The sequence below is a fragment of the Xylanimonas allomyrinae genome, from assembly GCF_004135345.1.
Taxonomy (GTDB): Bacteria; Actinomycetota; Actinomycetes; order Actinomycetales; family Cellulomonadaceae; genus Xylanimonas; species Xylanimonas allomyrinae.
This window is the reverse complement of the sequence record NZ_CP035495.1, coordinates 472,624-488,509: the sequence shown is the minus strand read 5'-3', so window position 1 is coordinate 488,509 and position 15,886 is coordinate 472,624. Positions and strand designations below refer to the sequence as shown.

Below are 15,886 nucleotides of genomic sequence, written 5' to 3'. Positions count from 1 at the left end.
CCTAGCGAAGCAGCGTCTCCACGTCGGCCACCACCGCCGCGACGGCGTCGGCGACCGCGACCTGGCGGGCCTCGCCGGCGCGCGGGCGGATCTCGACCACACCGTCGGCCAGCCCGCGCCCGACGACGACGAGCAGCGGGACGCCCAGCAGCTCGGCGTCGGCGAACTTCACGCCGGGCGACACCTTCGGACGGTCGTCGTAGACGACCTCGACGCCGCGGGCGACGAGGCCCTGCGCGATGTCCTCGGCCGCCTCGAACACCTCCGAACCCTTGCCGGTGGCCACGACGTGGACGTGGGCGGGCGCGACGTGCGCGGGCCAGGCCAGTCCCCTGTCGTCGTGGTGGGCCTCGGCGAGCGCCGCGAGCGCCCGCGTGACGCCCACGCCGTACGACCCCATGGTGACCACGACCTGCTTGCCGTTCTCGTCGAGCACCGTCAGGCCCAGCGCCTGCGCGTACTTGCGGCCGAGCTGGAAGATGTGGCCCATCTCGATGCCGCGGGCGAGCTCCAGGGGGCCGGAGCCGTCGGGCGCCGGGTCTCCCGCGCGCACCTCGGCCGCCTCGATGGTGCCGTCGGCGGCGAAGTCGCGGCCCGCGACGAGGTCGAACACGTGACGCCCGGCCTCGTTGGCGCCCGTGATCCAGCGCGTGCCGGGCACGATCCGCGGGTCGAGCAGGTAGCGGATCGCGGAGCGGGTCTCCCCCGTCTCCGGGTCGGTGACCTGCACGCCCTGAGGCCCGAGCACGGCCGGGCCGATGTAGCCCTTGACGAGCTGCGGGTGCCGCGCGAAGTCGGCGTCGCCGGCGGGCTCGGCCTCGGCCGGCGCGAGAGCCGCCTCGATGCGCTTCATGTCGACCTCGCGGTCGCCGGGCACGCCCACCACGAGCAGGTCACGCCCGCCGTCGGGCCTGGTCACTGCGAGAACGACGTTCTTGAGCGTGTCGGCCGCCGTCCACGCGCGGTCGGGGCGCGGGTGCTCGGCGTTGGCGAGCGCGACGAGCGTGTCGATGGTCGGGGTGTCGGGGGTGTCCTCGACGTGCGCCGCAGGGGCGTCGTCGTACGGCACCGGGTCGGGAACGGGCGTGACCACGGCCTCGACGTTGGCCGCATACCCTCCGGCCGAGCGCACGAAGGTGTCCTCGCCGATGGGGCTCGGCGACAGGAACTCCTCGGAGCGTGAGCCGCCCATGGCGCCCGACATGGCCGAGACGATGACGTATTCGAGCCCGAGGCGCCGGAAGATGCGCTCGTACGCGTCACGGTGGCGCTGGTAGGCGGCGTCGAGGCCCGCGTCGGTCGTGTCGAACGAGTACGAGTCCTTCATGACGAACTCGCGCCCGCGGATCAGTCCGGCGCGCGGCCGGGCCTCGTCGCGGTACTTCGTCTGGATCTGGTAGAGCGTCAGCGGCAGGTCCTTGTACGAGGAGTACAGGTCCTTGACCAGGAGCGTGAACATCTCCTCGTGCGTCGGGGCGAGGAGGTAGTCGGCCTCCTTGCGGTCCTTGAGGCGGAAGAGGTTGGGGCCGTACTCCTTCCAGCGGCCCGTCGCCTCGTACGGCTCGCGCGGCAGCAGGGCCGGGAAGTGCACCTCCTGCCCGCCGATGGCGTCCATCTCCTCGCGCACGATCGCCTCGACCTTGGCCAGCACGCGCAGCCCCAGCGGCAGCCACGTGTAGATGCCGGGCGCGGCGCGCCGGATGTACCCCGCGCGCACGAGCAGCCGGTGCGAGGCGACCTCGGCGTCGGCAGGGTCCTCGCGCAACGTGCGGACGAACAGGGTGGACAGGCGCAGCAGGTCACCGCGCGGCGCGAACACAGACATGTCGCACAGGATATCGGCGCGGCGGCGCCTCCCCGGCGCGCGGGGCGCCGCTCGGGGAGGATGGTGCCATGCCCGAGCTTCCCGAGGTCGAGGCCCTCGTCCGGTTCCTCGACGCACGCACGGTGGGACGCACCGTCGTCGGCGCCGACGTCGGCACGATCTCCGCGCTCAAGACGTACGACCCGCCGCTGACCGCCCTGGTCGGGGCGACCGTGCGCGGCTGGACGCGGCGCGGCAAGTGGCTCGACCTGGCCACGTCCACGCCCGACGACGTCGCCCCCCACCTGCTGGTCCACCTGTCGCGCGGCGGCTGGCTGCGCTGGTACGACACCGTGCCGGCCACGACGGTGCGCCCCCGCCTGGGCGGCTCGGCGCGCGGCGCCGCCATCGCGCTGCGGGTGCGGCTCGACGACGGCGCGGGGTTCGACCTGACCGAGGCCGGCACGCAGAAGCGGCTCGCGGTCCACGTGGTGCGCTCGCCCGGCGACGTCCCACACGTCGCGAGCCTCGGCCCCGAGCCGCTCGACGGCTTCACCCCCAAGGTGCTGAGCGAGCTGTTGGCCCGCAAGAACCAGCAGGTCAAAGGCCTGCTGCGCGACCAGTCGGCCGTCGCCGGCATCGGCAATGCCTACTCCGACGAGATCCTGCACGTGGCACGCATGTCGCCGTACAAGCTCACCCGGACCTTCACCGACGACGACGTCGCGACGCTGCACGCCGCGATCGTCGGCACGCTGACCGACGCGGTCGCGGCGTCGTCGGGCAAGCCGGCCAAGGACCTCAAGGACGCCAAGCGGGCCGGGATGCGCGTCCACGGGCGCACGGGCCAGGCGTGCCCGGTGTGCGGCGACACGGTCCGCGAGGTGTCGTTCGCGGACCGGTCGCTGCAGTACTGCGCGACGTGTCAGACAGGCGGGCAGCCGCTGGCGGACCGGCGGCTGTCCCGCCTGCTGAAGTGACGTCGGCTCAGTCGATGTCGAGCGGCGTGAGCGCCAGGTAGTCCTCCAACGTGGCGTCCGCCAGGCACGCCTCGATGATCCGGCGCCCCAGCGGGTCGAGGTCGGGGGTCAGGAACTGCTGGAGCTCGGCCTTGAAGAAGTCCGTGATGATGGCGGCACCGGCGTCGTACGCCGCCACGCCCACCTTGGACTGCAGCTCGGGGCGCAGCAGCGACGGGCGCACCTGCTGGCCGTCGATCTTCATCTCCCGCATCGCGAAGCCGAACAGCGGGCAGCGCGCGGGCACGAGCAGGTCGCGGCGCACGTGGCCCTGGCCGCGGCGGGCCAGGTACTCGCGTGCGAGCCACTCGGCGGCGAAGTCCACCTTGTAGGCACCGATGTGCTGGTTGGGCGTGAGCACGAACCGGGTCTTGGGCGCGGCGAGGATCTGCTCGAGCAGCAGGTTGGCCGCGCCGACCTTGGTGTTGGTCGAGAACGGCCAGAACGACCCGACGCCCTCGGCGACCATGCCGCCGTGCGCGATGACGGCCGCCTCGGCGACGGTCGCCCCGATCGAGGGGTTCTTGTCGCCGCGCGGGGTGACCAGGCGCCACAGCCACGCGAGCGACGGCGGGATCACGTGCATGAGGCCCATGACGCCGTACGTCGGCTGCTCGGCGGTGCACGCCGGCATCCGCACGCCGAACGTGCGCACGTCCACCTGCTGCGGCTCGTCGACGATGCCCCGGACCTGGCGGCGCGGGATGATGACGCGCGGGTTGGAGCACGGCTTGCCGTTCTCGTCGCGCACGTGCTCCCACGGCAGGCAGGTCGCGCCGGGCGTGCCCTCGATGTTGAGGAAGATGAGCGGGTCGTGCGGGTGGATGATCGCCCGTTCGAGCTGGGGGTCCTCGCCGTAGTGCGTCAGGTTGTCGACGCGCACGAACCAGCCGTCCTCGGCGTCGGCGACGGTCATCTTGCCGCTGGCAGGGCGCTGGAGCGCGGGGTGGCACAGCGTCATGTCGTCGGTGACGGGCTCGAGCCGCGACGTCTCCGACAGCGTGATGGCGTACGGCTCGTCGGTGACGACGTTGGTGCCCAGCAGCACGCGGCCGTCCTCCTCGCGGCGCAGCTCCTGGCACATCTCGGACTTGCCGCCGCCCGAGGCGCCCTCGTGCATGATGACGGTCTCGTTCTCGTACGGCGTGGTCACGCGCACCGAGGAGGCGTGAGCGGTGAGCCAGCCCTCGTAGGTGCCGATGTCGAGCAGCGCCGAGAACACGCCCTTCTTGGCGCTGGGGCCCGGGTACAGGTTGTAGGCGAAGATCTCGTGCAGCGACTCGGTCCGGTCGTGCACCACCACCTGCTTGCCCGCGAAGTGCGTGTGCCGGAACGGCGGGGCCAGGTAGAGGATCGAGCGCGGCGCGAACGGGCCGAGCTCGTCGAAGGTGAAGAAGCCCTGCAGGTCCACGAGCGCGCACGCGAAGAACGCCGTGTTCTTGGGCACGACGGCGAGCGAGGGGCTGCCCAGGTGCGGGCCGCCGGCCTTGAACGGGACCACGATGAGGTCCTGGTCGGCCAGCCAGTCGAGCGTCTCCTGCTTGACGGGCGCGAAGGGTCCGTGGTCGTCGGCGAACCGGGGCTTGTCCGAGGGCAGGTCGTCGCCGATGCGCATGCAGTCGGGGTCGCGCCGGCGGATGTAGTCCTCGGGGTAGTTGACGGCGATGCCGTTGCGGCAGCGCACGACGTCGGCCTCCTTGACGGGGCCGTTGCCCGGCACGTCGAAGACGACGTCGAACGTGTCGCCGCCTCCCGGGCCGAGGGAGAGCTCGAAGAGCTCCGCACGGCTGGAGGGGATGGTGATGCTGCGGGCGGCCTCAAGACAGGTGGCCAGATACGGGGGGAGCGTGAGCTTCCGGAGCACGTCGTCCATGCCCCCATCGCACCCCGCGCGTCGGTCTGCGTGCGCCACGCTGACGCGCTCCGATCGGTCCACGGCCCCGGCGGCGCTGTGCGGACGGTGCGACGCTGCGTTCCGCAGGGCGGGCGAACCCGCCCCGGATGTGACGCTGTGTGTGGTCATACCTCACATGAGAGCATGGGTCCTCAGAAGAGAACAGTGGCGAAGGTCCCGACTTGCTCGAACCCCACACGGCGGTATGCCCGCAGCGCACGTTCGTTGTACCCGTTGACGTAGAGCGAGACGACCGGCGCCACACGCAGCCGCGCATCGACGACGACGGCCGCCATGCCGCCCTCCGACAACCCTCGCCCCCGCACGGCCGGATCGACCCACACGCCCTGCACCTGCGCGACGCCCTGCGCGATCGCGCCCAGCTCCGCCTTGAACTCGACCATCGGACCCGTCGGGCGCGCATAGGGGTCGCCCGTGCGCACCGCAAGCCGCACGTACGACCTGCTCTCGGTGACCAGCGAGCGCACCCGCTCCCGGTACGCCGTGCCCCGCCGGCGACCGGCGAGTAGCCGACCTCCTCGGTGAACATCGCGATGCACGCAGGCATCAGCACGTCGAGCTGCTCGGCGCGGGTCAGCCGCACGCGCGGGTCCGGCTCGACGTCGGGGTCGCGCGCGATCGCGAGCGACGGCTGGTGCGGGCGCACCTCGCGCGCGGTCGGCCACGAGGGTTCGAGCCCGGCCCAGAGCGCGAGCGCGGCATCCGACTCCCCGACGATCGACGACGAACGACGGCCGTGGGCGCGAGCCGCTCGCACGAACGCCCCCACGGCCTCCGCGGCGTCAGCCCCGAGCGAGGCCGGGACCACGGGAACCAGGTTCGCGCCGGCCCAGCACAGCGCGCGCAGCGGCCCCGTGGTGGGCCACCCCCACACCTGGCCACCCGCGGCGGGCAGGCCTGCGCGTGCGGCGATCTCCAGCCGCGAGGCCGCCAGAACGGCCGAGACCGGGTCACTCGCGCACAGCGCCAGCGCCTCGGGGAGGTCGTCCGGCCCGAGGACGCGCGCGGCGTCGCGCCCCAGCCCTGCGGCAACCTGCCGGAAGCCCACCGCCCCGCCGTTCTCAGCCGACCGTCACGACCGGGCTGGTGCCCGCGGTGCCGTCGGCGTCGTCCGGCATCGACTCGGCGATGCGCAGGGCCTCCTCGATCAAGGTCTCGACGATCTCGGACTCGGGGACCGTCTTGATGACCTCGCCCTTGACGAAGATCTGGCCCTTGCCGTTGCCCGACGCCACGCCCAGGTCGGCCTCGCGCGCCTCGCCGGGCCCGTTGACGACGCAACCCATGACCGCCACGCGCAGCGGGACCGTCAGGCCCTCCAGGCCCGCGGTCACCTTGTCGGCCAGCGTGTAGACGTCGACCTGCGCACGCCCGCACGACGGGCACGAGACGATCTCCAGCTTGCGCGGGCGCAGGTTGAGCGCCTGGAGGATCTGGTTGCCGACCTTGACCTCCTCGACCGGCGGGGCGGACAGCGACACGCGGATGGTGTCGCCGATGCCCTTGCTCAGCAGCGCGCCGAACGCCGTCGCCGACTTGATGGTGCCCTGGAACGCCGGCCCGGCCTCGGTGACGCCCAGGTGCAGCGGCCAGTCGCCGCGCTCCGACAGCAGCTCGTAGGCGCGCACCATGACGACCGGGTCGTTGTGCTTGACCGAGATCTTGAAGTCGTGGAAGTCGTGCTCCTCGAAGAGCGACGCCTCCCACACGGCCGACTCGACGAGCGCCTCGGGTGTCGCCTTGCCGTACTTGGCCAGCAGACGCGGGTCGAGCGACCCGGCGTTGACGCCGATGCGCAGGCTGACGCCCGCGTCCTTGGCCGCCTGCGCGATCTGCTTGACCTGGTCGTCGAACTTGCGGATGTTGCCCGGGTTGACCCGCACTGCGGCACACCCGGCGTCGATGGCGGCGAAGACGTACTTGGGCTGGAAGTGGATGTCGGCGATGACCGGGATCTGCGACTTCCTCGCGATCGCCGGCAACGCGGCGGCGTCGTCGGCGCTCGGGACGGCCACCCGGACGATGTCGCAGCCCGCGGCGGTCAGCTCCGCGATCTGCTGCAGCGTCGCGTTGATGTCGGTGGTCGGCGTCGTCGTCATGGACTGGACGCTGACCGGGGCGTCGCCGCCCACCTCGACCTTGCCGACCTTGATCTTGCGGGTCGGGCGGCGGGGGGCCAGCACCGGCGCGGCGCCCGGGGTCGACACGCTGGGGGTACCGAGATTGACAATGCTCACCGCCCCAGTATCCCCCGGTTCGCGACGGCTGCCCGCGCCTGGGACACGCGGGCCGGGCGTCTCAGAAGAGCCTCACGGGGTCGACGACGTCGGCGACGACCAGGAGCAGGGTCGACCCCACCAGCACGACGAACATCACGTAGGCGACCGGCATCATGCGCGCGACGTCGGCCGGGCCGGGCAGCGGGTGCAGGCCGCGCACCCGCGCGATGGTGCGCTTGGCGCCCTCGTAGAGCGCGTTGACCACGTGCCCGCCGTCGAGCGGCAGCAGCGGGATCAGGTTGAACACGAACAGCGCCATGTTGAGCGAGGCCAGCAGGCTCAGCATGATGGCGACCCGGTCGAGCAGCGTCGCGTCCAGGCCGGCGACGTCGGCGGCGACACGCCCCACGCCCACCACCGACATGACGCTGTCAGCCGAGCGCGGGGTGTCGGAGAACGTCTGCGCGGCCGCCTGGTAGACGCGCGCTGGGAAGGTGACCACGGCCCCGGCAGTACCCGTGAACATGCGCCCGACCTCACCCGGCACCAGGCTCATCGGCAGCGACTGCCGCTCGATGGTCGGCGCGATGCCCAGGAACGCGCCGTCGTCGACCTTCACCTGGCCGTCGGCGTCGCGCACCACGGCGCCGTCCGCGTCGACGACCGCACGATGCGCGTCGACGGGCGTGACGGAGAGCGTGACCCGCTGCCCGTCGCGTTCGACGACGACGGGCACGGCGTGACCGTCGGTGCCCTGGATCGCAGCGAGCAGGGCGCTCCAGGTGGGGGTCGAGGTGCCGTCGTAGGACACGATGCGGTCCCCGGGACGCAGTCCCGCCGCGGCGGCCGGGGCCGGGGCGGTGGCAGGGTCGCACGCCGCACCCGTCGCCGTCGGGACGCAGTCGCTCACGGTCGCGACCGTGGTGGTCTGCTGGGTGAAGCCGATCGCGAGGAACGACGCCGTGAGCACGACCGCCAGCAGCAGGTTCATGACGGGGCCGCCGAGCATGACCACGAGCTTCTTCGGCGTCGAGAGGTGGTAGAACGCGCGCTGCTCCTCGCCCGGGCGGATCTCCTCGACGCTCTGGTCGCGCGCGTCGGCGACGACCTGGGCGAAGAACCCGCGTCCGCGCCGGGCACCCTCCGGCGCGGACGGCATCATGCCGACCATCCGCACGTAGCCGCCCAGCGGGATCGCCTTGACGCCGTACTCCGTCTCCCCCTTGGTGCGCGACCACAGCGTCGGGCCGAACCCGACCATGTACTGGGAGACACGCACGCCGAACGCCTTGGCGGGCAGCATGTGGCCCAGCTCGTGCAGGGCGATGGACACGGCGATGCCCACGACGACGACGAGGATGCCCACGAGAACGCTCACGCCCCCAGCCTAGGCGGCGCCGCTGACGGTCTACTGGACGGCAGTCGTGGTGACCTCGTGAACGTCGCGCGCCGAGCCCCCGTGCCGGCGCGCGGCCCACCGGTCGGCCGGCGCGACCGCGAGCGTGAGCGCCCCCGCCACGACGAGCGCGACGACGACGCCCGACCACCCGTTGTCCGCCGGCACGCCGAGCGCGCCCTGCGCCCGCGCCCACGCCTCGCCCCAGGCCGGCCACAGCGCGACGAAGGTCGGCGTCACGAGCTGGAAGGCGGCGAAACCGGCGACCCACGGCACGAACAGCCACCGCCGAGGGGCGCCGCCGCCGACAGGTCGTACCGGCCCCGCCGCACGACCCAGTGGTCGACCACGAGCACCGCTCCGAGCGGGGTGAAGACCGCGCCGATGAGCAGCAGGAAGCCCTCGTACGCGTACCCGTCGCCGACGAGCACGCCCAGCGCCGTCGCGACCGCCCCGACCGCGAGCGCCAGCACGCGCCGGTCCGCGCGCGGCGCGACGTTCTGCAGGCTCACGGCCGTGGAGTACACGTTGGCGAACGCCTGGTCGACCTCGTCGGCCGCGAGGATCGCGAGCGCGAGAGCGCCCGCCGGCACCGCGAGCAGCGCGGCCACCAGATCGCCGTCCGACGGCTGGTACGCCAGCAGCCCGAGCACCCCGACGCAGAAGAACGCCGCCGAGGCGAGCCCGTAGCCGACGCCGACCGCGGCTCCCGTGCGCCGCGCTGTGCCCGGCCGGGCGTGGCGCGTGTAGTCCGCCACGAGCGGGATCCACGAGACGGACATCGACGCCACGAGGTCGACGTTGGTCCACAGCCCGCGCCATCCCCCGGCCCCGACCGGACCGAGCGGACGGCGTGCGGCGTCGACCAGGAAGTAGGCCGAGCAGGCCACGACGACGACGATCGCCACGCGCCGCAGCAGCGCCGCCGACCCGAGCGGGCGCAGCGCCATCGCCGTCGCGACGACGCCCGCGCCCACCGCGAAGACCGCGTGCGGCACCTCGGGCCAGACCCCGGCGGCCGCGCGCGCGATGATCCACACCTCGAAGGCGGCCCAGCCCAGGCACTGGAGCACGTTGAGCGCGGTCGGCACCCACGAGCCGCGCACGCCGAACAGGCCGCGGAACACGACCATGGCCGGTTCCCCGGTGCGGGCGCCGATCGCGGCGACCGCCCCGAGCAGCCCGCAGCCGACGAGCGTGCCGACGGCGATGGCCACGAACGTCGCCGCGAGCGACGTGGGCACGAAGTAGACCGCGACGACGGGCACGAGCAGGCTCACCCCGAGGCTCGCCCACAGCCCCAGGTGGTCGCGCCCGCGGTGGACGCGCACGGCGGGCGCGTCCAGCGTCACCGGCGCCTCGACGGACTGACGGACAGGTTCACGAACGGGGACGGCAGACGCCATCGCGGTCCTCCCTACGCCGGTGTGAGCCGGACAGGTTCGATCGGTCGGCGGCGCCCGGCCGCCCTCTCAGCCCGGCGGCCGCTGCGCGGATCCCGGACTCCCGTTGGACGTCCCCCGGAACGGGGGAACGGGCAGACCATACCGGAGCGTATGGTGGGCGTCGGCGCGGGGCGCCGGCCCTGAGACGGGGCCGGCTGAGATGCACCCGTCGAACCTGATCTAGGTAGTGCTAGCGAAGGGAACGCTCATGAGCACTGTCGTGCCGTCCACCCCCAGCCCGGCCGAGGTGGCCGAGGTCGTGGCGGCCGTGCGGGCCACCGGCCCGCTGGTCCACTGCATCACCAACACGGTGGTCACCAACGTGACGGCCAACCTGCTGCTCGCGGCGGGCGCCGCTCCCGCGATGGTCGCCACCCCCGTCGAGGCGGGCGGGTTCGCGCGCGTCGCGGACGGGCTGCTGACCAACCTCGGAACCGTCGAGGGTGAGCAGCCCGACGCCATGCGGGTCGCGGCGCACGCGGCGGTCGATGCGGGGACGCCCTGGGTGCTCGACCCCGTCGCGATCGGCTCGCTCCCGCTGCGCACGGCCCTGGCGGCCGAGCTGCTCGTGGTCGGCCCCACGATCGTGCGCGGCAACGCCTCCGAGGTCGCGGCCCTCGCCGGAGGGCAGGGCGGGCGCGGCGTCGACTCGCTCGACACCCCCGACGGAGTGCGCGCCACCGCGCTGCGGCTCGCCCGCCAGTCGGGTGCCGTCGTCGCGGTCAGCGGCGCCGTCGACCTGCTCACCGACGGCTCACGCGTGGTGCGCGTGCACGCGGGGAACCCGCTGCTGACGCGGGTGACCGGTGTCGGCTGCGCGCTCGGGGCGCTGGTCGCTGCGTGCGCCGCGGTGACCGCCGACCGCCTGCTGGCCGCGACCGCGGCGACCGCGTGGATGTGCGTCGCGGGTGACCTCGCGGCGGCGCAGGCGCCCACCACGGGCTCGTTCGCCGTCGCGCTGATCGACCGCGTCGACGACGTCGACGCCGCCGTCGTGGGCGCGCGCGCCGGGCTGGCGGCCGAGCAGGCAGGGGCCGCGGCATGAGCGTGCGAACCGTCGGGCAGGCCGCCCGGACCGCATTCGACCCGGCGGTCTACCTCGTGACCGACACGACGCAGTGCGGCGGCCCCGCCGGTGTCGTCGCCACCGTGCGCGCCGCCGTCGCGGGCGGTGCCACGGCCGTGCAGCTGCGCGACCCGGACGCGAGCACCCGCGAGCTCGCCGAGCTCGGTGCGGCCCTGCTCGCGGTGCTGCGCCCGGCGGGGGTGCCGCTCGTCGTCAACGACCGCATCGACGTCGCGCTCGCGATCGGCGCCGACGGCGCGCACGTCGGCCAGGGCGACCTCGACCCCGTCACGGCGCGACGCCTGCTCGGCCCCGAGGCGCACCTGGGCCTGAGCGTCTCGACGACGCGCGAGGCCGCGGCCGCAGCGGCCCTTCCGCCCGGAACGCTCGACCTGCTGGGCGTCGGGCCCGTCCGCACGACGACGTCGAAGGCGAACGCACGCCCGGCGATCGGCGTCGACGGGCTCGCCGCGATCACCGCGGCCGCGCGTGCGGCAGGGGCCCCGCCGTGCGTCGCCATCGGCGGCCTGCGCGCGGGCGACCTGCCCGCGCTGCGCGCCGCGGGGGCGGTCGGCGCCGCCGTGATCTCCGCCGTGTGCGGCACCCCCGACCCGCGCGCGGCCGCCGCCGCGCTCGCGGCGGCGTGGCAGGCCCGGTGACCGCGCGCGGTCACGGCGACGGGCCGGAGGCGGGACGCCCGGCGGGCCATCCCCCCGTCGCCCTGACGATCGCCGGGTCGGACCCCTCGGGCGGCGCGGGCATCCAGGCCGACCTCAAGACCTTCGCCGCGCTGGGCGGCTACGGTTGCGCCGTCCTGACCGGGCTCACCGCCCAGTCGACGGTCGGGGTCACCCGGGTCCAGGCGGTCCCGGCGGACATGGTGACGGCCCAGCTCGACACACTGCTGGCCGACGTCGCCGTCGACGCCGTCAAGATCGGCATGACGAGCGACGCGGCCGTGGCCGGAGCCGTGGCGGACGCCCTCGAGCGGCTGCGCGCGGCCGCGGCCCGCGCCGGGGTGCCCGCACCCGTGGTGGTGCTCGACCCGGTCATGGTCGCGACGTCGGGCGACCGGCTGCTCGCGCACGACGCCGAGGCCGTGCTGCGCGAGCGCCTGCTGCCGCTCGCCGACCTGGTCACGCCCAACCTCGCCGAGGCCGCGGTGCTGCTGGGCGTGGACCCGGCCAGGGACGCGGCCGAGGCGGCCGACCAGGCGCATGCGCTGCGGGCGCTGGCAGGGCGCCAGGGTGTGGCCCCTCCGGCCGGCGGCCGCTGGGCGCTCGTCAAGGGCGGTCATCTGCGCCCGGCCGGCCGGACCGGCGACGCCGTGGACCACCTCGCGGGGCCGGACGGCGACGTGCTGGCTCTCGCGGCCCCGCGGGTCGAGACGCGCCACACGCACGGGACCGGCTGTACCTTGAGCTCGGCGTGCGCGGTGCTGCGCCCGCGGGCCGACGGCTGGCCGTCGGCCGTCCGGGCCGCCAAGGACTACCTCACGCACGCGCTGGAGGCCGGCAGGTCGCTGCGGGTCGGCGGCACCGGGCTGCTCGGGGGCTCCCCCCGTGGACGGGGCACGGCCCCGTCGACCACGGGTGGGCGTCGCGCTGATCGGCCTCAGCGCCGGTCGAGCAGCTCGTCGGCGCGCGCCCGCGCCCACACCTCGGCAGCCTCGACGTCGTCGAGCGTGACCGCGCCGGGCGCGACGCCGTCGTGCTCACCGAGCACGCGCTCGACCGTGTCCACGATGTCGAGGAACCCGATCCGTCCGCCCAGGAACGCGGCGACGCCCTGCTCGTTGGCCGCGTTGAACACCGCCGGGTGCGTCGCCGACGCCGTCGCGGCCGCACGAGCCAGCCGCACCGCCGGGAACGTGCCCTCGTCGAGCGGCTCGAACGTCCACGCCGCGGCCTGCGACCAGTCGCACGGCGCGGCCACCGGGTCGAGACGGTCGGGCCAGGACAGGCCGAGCGCGATGGGCAGGCGCATGTCGGGCGGCGACGCCTGCGCGATGGTCGACCCGTCGACGAACTCGACCATCGAGTGCACGACCGACTGCGGGTGGACGACGACGGTGATGTCGTCCACCGGCACGTCGAACAGCAGGTGCGCCTCGATGAGCTCCAGCCCCTTGTTCATGAGCGACGCCGAGTTGACCGTCACGACGGGCCCCATGCTCCACGTGGGGTGGGCCAGCGCCTGCCGGGGTGCCGCGGCCTTGAGGTCGTCGCGCGACCTGCCGCGGAACGGGCCGCCGCTCGCGGTGAGGATCAGGCGCCGCACCTCGGCGTGCGTTCCCGACCGCAGCGCCTGGGCGATCGCGCTGTGCTCGGAGTCGACCGGCACGATCTGGTCCGGGCGTCGCACCGCGGCCTTGACGAGCGAGCCGCCCACGACGAGCGACTCCTTGTTGGCCAGCGCGAGCGTCGACCCGGCTGCGAGCGCCGCGAGCGTGGGCCGCAGTCCCACGCTGCCCGTGACGCCGTTGAGCACGACGTCCGAGCCGCGCCCGGCCAGCTCGGTGGCAGCGCCGGGACCGGTCAGCACCTCGACCCGGTCCAGGCCGCGCGCGGCGAGGGCCTCGCGCAGCGCGGCCTCACGCATCGGGTTCGCGACGGCGACGGCGGCGACGCCGAGCTCGGCGGCCTGCGCGGCGAGCAGCCCGACCTCTCCCCCGCCCGAGCTGAGCGCGTCGACCCGGAACCGGCCGGGGTGGCGTCGGACGACGTCGAGTGCCTGGGTACCGATCGAACCGGTGGAGCCGAGGATCGTCACGGTGCGGGGCGCGGCGGCGCGGTTCGCCGTCGACGGGTGGGCGGGTTCGTGCATGGAGCCATCTTCGCAGGCGCCACCGCACGCGACCGTGCCCGCGCGTCGGGGCCCGACCGGTCCAGGCGCCGATAACTCCCCAGGTCGCAGCGCCGTGTGACCTCGATTACGTTTTCGATCATGCTCACTCTCCAGAGGCGACCCACCCGAGGGTCCCGGCACCGGAGCGGACTGACCGTCCTCGCCGGCGTCGTCTCGCTGCTGACGGCGGGCACCACCGTGGCGCTCGCTCCCCCGCTGCGGCCGACGAGGCCGACGGCGGCACCCACCGCGTCTTCGCCACGCGCGAGGGCCTGGTCGGAGGCACGACCGCCAACGGGCACGTCATCGTCCCGGGCGACCACTTCGTCGCGCTGCCCTCGCGCAGCGCCCTGTCCGCCGACGGCAGCGGCGCCTACTCCGTCCGGGTGTGCGCGCCCGTGACGGGACGCTGCGAGTACGCGCCGGTGTGGGACGTCGGGCCGTGGAACACCCGCGACGACTACTGGAGCACCACCCGGCACTTCGCGCAGGACCTTCCGCACGGCACACCGGCGGCGCAGGCCGCCTTCACCGGCGGGTACGCCGGCGGCCTCGACGAGCGGGGGCGCACCGTGCTCAACCCGTCCGGCATCGACCTTGCCGACGGCACCTTCACCGACGGCCTCGGGCTGACCACCAACGCTCCCGTCGACGTCACCTACCTGTGGCAGGGCAACGCCCGCACCGGTGTCGTCGCCTCGCCTGCCCGTCCGCTCAACGTGCGCTCGGGGCCGGGAACGGGCTACGCCGCCGTCGGGCTCGCCGCGAACACCGCACGCGTGCCGCTGCTGTGCCACGAGCGCGGGACGACCGTCGCCGGCACCCGCGGGACGACGAACCTCTGGTATCGCATCGGACCGGGCAACTGGGTCTCCGACGCGTACCTCATCACCGGCACGGGGCTGCCGGTCGCGCCGCGCTGCTGACGGTGGTCACGCGTCATCCGGCCGACGACGACGGCTGGGTCCCGCGCCGCACAAGGCGACACAGGACCCAGCCGTGATGTGGTCCCTGGGTTCCGCGGGACTCACGCTCGGCGCGTCGAACCCGAGCGCCGTCCGCAGACCGCCAGGTGGAGACGTCGGGGACTCGGCCCGCAGACCCGCTGACGGGACGCGGCCACCTCCACCGACGTCATCGGGCGTCAGGCGGCCCGGGCCTCCTTGACCCACTTCGTGACCGTCGCGGCGGTCGAGCCGAGGTTCACGGCGACCTCCTTGGGAGCAACCCCGGCCTCGACGGCTTCCAGAGCCGCGTGCACCGTCGCCGCGCGCAGCGCCTCGGAGAGCTCATTCATGGCCGCGAGGCGGCGCAGGTGCTCGTCCGGCGTGGGCGGCGGGCCCGAGGCCCAGTCCTGGTGCAGCGACGCGAGGGCCTCGGTCAGGCCCAGGCCGGGCGTGTCCTGGCGGTCAATCCAGGCCGTGACGGCGGGTGTCAGTTTCGTGGTGGCCTTGGCGGGTGCGGGCATCGAACCTCCTGGTGCGAGTGGACGTCGGTGCTGAACCTAGCGACCGGGCACGGTCCGTGCCCGCCGATCGGCTCAAGATGCCCACCAGGTGATCGCCGAACTACCGAGCGGAAAAGGTGCCAACCGCCCGAACCGGTCACTCGACGCCGAGCAGCACCTCGACCGCTCGCGCGAAGAACGCGTCGACCGGCCCTTCGGCGTATCCGTTGGCTCCACGAGCAGAAGCAAAGGTCGCGGCCCGAAGTTCCGCCGACGTCAACGGTTCCTGCCGGTCGAAGTAGCCGACCAGGCGGTCGCACAGCGCGTCGACGTCGTCCTTGTCGTAGCCCTGCTGACCGCGCTCGGCAGGAGCGAACTTTTCACCCTCGGGGCGGCCGAGACGTCCGTACAACGTGCGGGCGCGCTCGGCGAGCGTCGCCATCCACGCGTCCTGACCCTGGCTCGCGACGAACTCGGCGCGCTGGCGCGCGACGAATGCCGCCTCCAGGCGGTCGAGCGCAGCGTCGACCTCGTGCGTGTCGTAGCCGCCACGCACCAGGTCGAAGGTGGTGGTCTGGATGTCGCCCGCGTCGAGCCGTTCCGAGGACCGGCCTTCGTACGCCTGACGGGCGTGATCGAAGAACTCGTCGACCTCGTCCTTGTCGTACCCGGTCCGTAGCACCGACACGGTGCCGAACAGCGCGCTGCTCATGCCATCCCTCGCTTCG

The 15,886-nt window shown here is 73.9% G+C and carries 14 protein-coding genes, 2 pseudogenes and 1 riboswitch; of the genes and pseudogenes, 5 read left to right on the top strand and 11 right to left on the bottom strand.

Annotation, left to right across the window (positions count from 1 at the left end; all coding sequences use genetic code 11):
- Position 1: 1 nt before the first annotated feature.
- Complete coding sequence (locus tag ET495_RS02175) at positions 2-1,825, bottom strand: proline--tRNA ligase (protein WP_129202258.1); 1,824 nt, start codon at positions 1,823-1,825, stop codon at positions 2-4.
- Positions 1,826-1,893: 68 nt separating this feature from the next.
- Between ET495_RS02175 and ET495_RS02170 the strand changes: the two genes are divergently transcribed.
- Positions 1,894-2,784 (top strand): Fpg/Nei family DNA glycosylase, encoded by an 891-nt coding sequence (locus ET495_RS02170; RefSeq protein ID WP_129202255.1) that lies wholly within the window; start codon positions 1,894-1,896, stop codon positions 2,782-2,784.
- 7 nt (positions 2,785-2,791) lie between these two features.
- Here the strand turns inward: ET495_RS02170 and ET495_RS02165 are convergent, their stop codons facing one another.
- The 7 genes and pseudogenes from ET495_RS02165 to ET495_RS02145 form a co-directional block, all read right to left on the bottom strand.
- Positions 2,792-4,696, bottom strand: a complete 1,905-nt coding sequence (locus tag ET495_RS02165; RefSeq protein ID WP_129202253.1) for a DUF4914 family protein — start codon at positions 4,694-4,696, stop codon at positions 2,792-2,794.
- A 173-nt stretch (positions 4,697-4,869) separates the two neighbouring features.
- A complete protein-coding gene (locus ET495_RS19330) occupies positions 4,870-5,205 on the bottom strand; it encodes a GNAT family N-acetyltransferase (protein ID WP_342770138.1) in 336 nt (111 codons plus the stop codon).
- 143 nt (positions 5,206-5,348) lie between these two features.
- A pseudogene (locus ET495_RS19325) lies at positions 5,349-5,612 on the bottom strand (DUF4081 domain-containing protein); the annotation flags it as partial.
- Positions 5,613-5,799: 187 nt separating this feature from the next.
- A complete protein-coding gene (gene ispG, locus ET495_RS02155; protein WP_211340895.1) occupies positions 5,800-6,975 on the bottom strand; it encodes a flavodoxin-dependent (E)-4-hydroxy-3-methylbut-2-enyl-diphosphate synthase in 1,176 nt (391 codons plus the stop codon).
- Between the two features lie 61 nt (positions 6,976-7,036).
- Positions 7,037-8,335, bottom strand: a complete 1,299-nt coding sequence (locus ET495_RS02150) for a M50 family metallopeptidase (RefSeq protein WP_129202251.1) — start codon at positions 8,333-8,335, stop codon at positions 7,037-7,039.
- A gap of 30 nt (positions 8,336-8,365) precedes the next feature.
- Positions 8,366-8,629 (bottom strand): hypothetical protein, encoded by a 264-nt coding sequence (locus tag ET495_RS18025; RefSeq protein WP_211340894.1) that lies wholly within the window; start codon positions 8,627-8,629, stop codon positions 8,366-8,368.
- Positions 8,590-9,705 (bottom strand): purine-cytosine permease family protein, encoded by a 1,116-nt coding sequence (locus tag ET495_RS02145; RefSeq protein ID WP_211340893.1) that lies wholly within the window; start codon positions 9,703-9,705, stop codon positions 8,590-8,592. Before ET495_RS02145 ends, ET495_RS18025 begins: the two co-directional genes overlap by 40 nt.
- Before the next feature lie 210 nt (positions 9,706-9,915).
- Positions 9,916-10,018, top strand: a riboswitch (TPP riboswitch).
- Here ET495_RS02145 and thiM point away from each other — a divergent pair.
- The 3 genes and pseudogenes from thiM to thiD all read left to right on the top strand — a co-directional run.
- Positions 10,007-10,843 carry a hydroxyethylthiazole kinase gene (gene thiM, locus ET495_RS02140; RefSeq protein ID WP_129202249.1) on the top strand — a complete coding sequence of 279 codons (837 nt, stop codon included), beginning with the start codon at positions 10,007-10,009 and terminating at the stop codon, positions 10,841-10,843. (Overlaps the previous riboswitch by 12 nt.)
- Complete coding sequence (gene thiE / locus ET495_RS02135) at positions 10,840-11,523, top strand: thiamine phosphate synthase (protein ID WP_129202247.1); 684 nt, start codon at positions 10,840-10,842, stop codon at positions 11,521-11,523. The genes thiM and thiE overlap by 4 nt, the downstream gene beginning before the upstream one ends.
- A pseudogene (gene thiD, locus ET495_RS02130) lies at positions 11,460-12,341 on the top strand (bifunctional hydroxymethylpyrimidine kinase/phosphomethylpyrimidine kinase); the annotation flags it as partial. The gene thiE and the pseudogene thiD, both read left to right, overlap by 64 nt.
- A 137-nt stretch (positions 12,342-12,478) precedes the next feature.
- Here thiD and dxr read toward each other — a convergent pair.
- Positions 12,479-13,690 (bottom strand): 1-deoxy-D-xylulose-5-phosphate reductoisomerase, encoded by a 1,212-nt coding sequence (gene dxr, locus ET495_RS02125; protein ID WP_129202245.1) that lies wholly within the window; start codon positions 13,688-13,690, stop codon positions 12,479-12,481.
- Between the two features lie 407 nt (positions 13,691-14,097).
- On the opposite strand from dxr, the gene ET495_RS02120 reads away from it, so the two are divergent.
- Positions 14,098-14,637, top strand: coding sequence for a hypothetical protein (locus ET495_RS02120; protein WP_129202243.1), 540 nt, complete (start codon positions 14,098-14,100; stop codon positions 14,635-14,637).
- A gap of 218 nt (positions 14,638-14,855) precedes the next feature.
- Here ET495_RS02120 and ET495_RS02115 read toward each other — a convergent pair whose 3' ends face one another.
- On the bottom strand, positions 14,856-15,179 hold the full coding sequence (locus tag ET495_RS02115) for a hypothetical protein (RefSeq protein ID WP_129202241.1): 324 nt from the start codon (positions 15,177-15,179) through the stop codon (positions 14,856-14,858).
- A gap of 136 nt (positions 15,180-15,315) precedes the next feature.
- Complete coding sequence (locus ET495_RS02110; protein ID WP_129202239.1) at positions 15,316-15,870, bottom strand: DivIVA domain-containing protein; 555 nt, start codon at positions 15,868-15,870, stop codon at positions 15,316-15,318.
- Between the last annotated feature and the right edge of the window lie 16 nt (positions 15,871-15,886).

What these genes read in the sequence shown, in the direction of transcription:
- ET495_RS02165 (WP_129202253.1), bottom strand. Translation starts at nt 4,696, where the DNA reads ATGGACGACGTGCTCCGGAAGCTCACGCTCCCCCCGTATCTGGCCACC.
- ET495_RS02110 (WP_129202239.1), bottom strand. Translation starts at nt 15,870, where the DNA reads ATGAGCAGCGCGCTGTTCGGCACCGTGTCGGTGCTACGGACCGGGTAC.
- ET495_RS02170 (WP_129202255.1), top strand. Translation starts at nt 1,894, where the DNA reads ATGCCCGAGCTTCCCGAGGTCGAGGCCCTCGTCCGGTTCCTCGACGCA.
- thiM (WP_129202249.1), top strand. Translation starts at nt 10,007, where the DNA reads ATGAGCACTGTCGTGCCGTCCACCCCCAGCCCGGCCGAGGTGGCCGAG.
- thiE (WP_129202247.1), top strand. Translation starts at nt 10,840, where the DNA reads ATGAGCGTGCGAACCGTCGGGCAGGCCGCCCGGACCGCATTCGACCCG.
- ET495_RS02115 (WP_129202241.1), bottom strand. Translation starts at nt 15,179, where the DNA reads ATGCCCGCACCCGCCAAGGCCACCACGAAACTGACACCCGCCGTCACG.
- dxr (WP_129202245.1), bottom strand. Translation starts at nt 13,690, where the DNA reads ATGCACGAACCCGCCCACCCGTCGACGGCGAACCGCGCCGCCGCGCCC.
- ET495_RS02175 (WP_129202258.1), bottom strand. Translation starts at nt 1,825, where the DNA reads ATGTCTGTGTTCGCGCCGCGCGGTGACCTGCTGCGCCTGTCCACCCTG.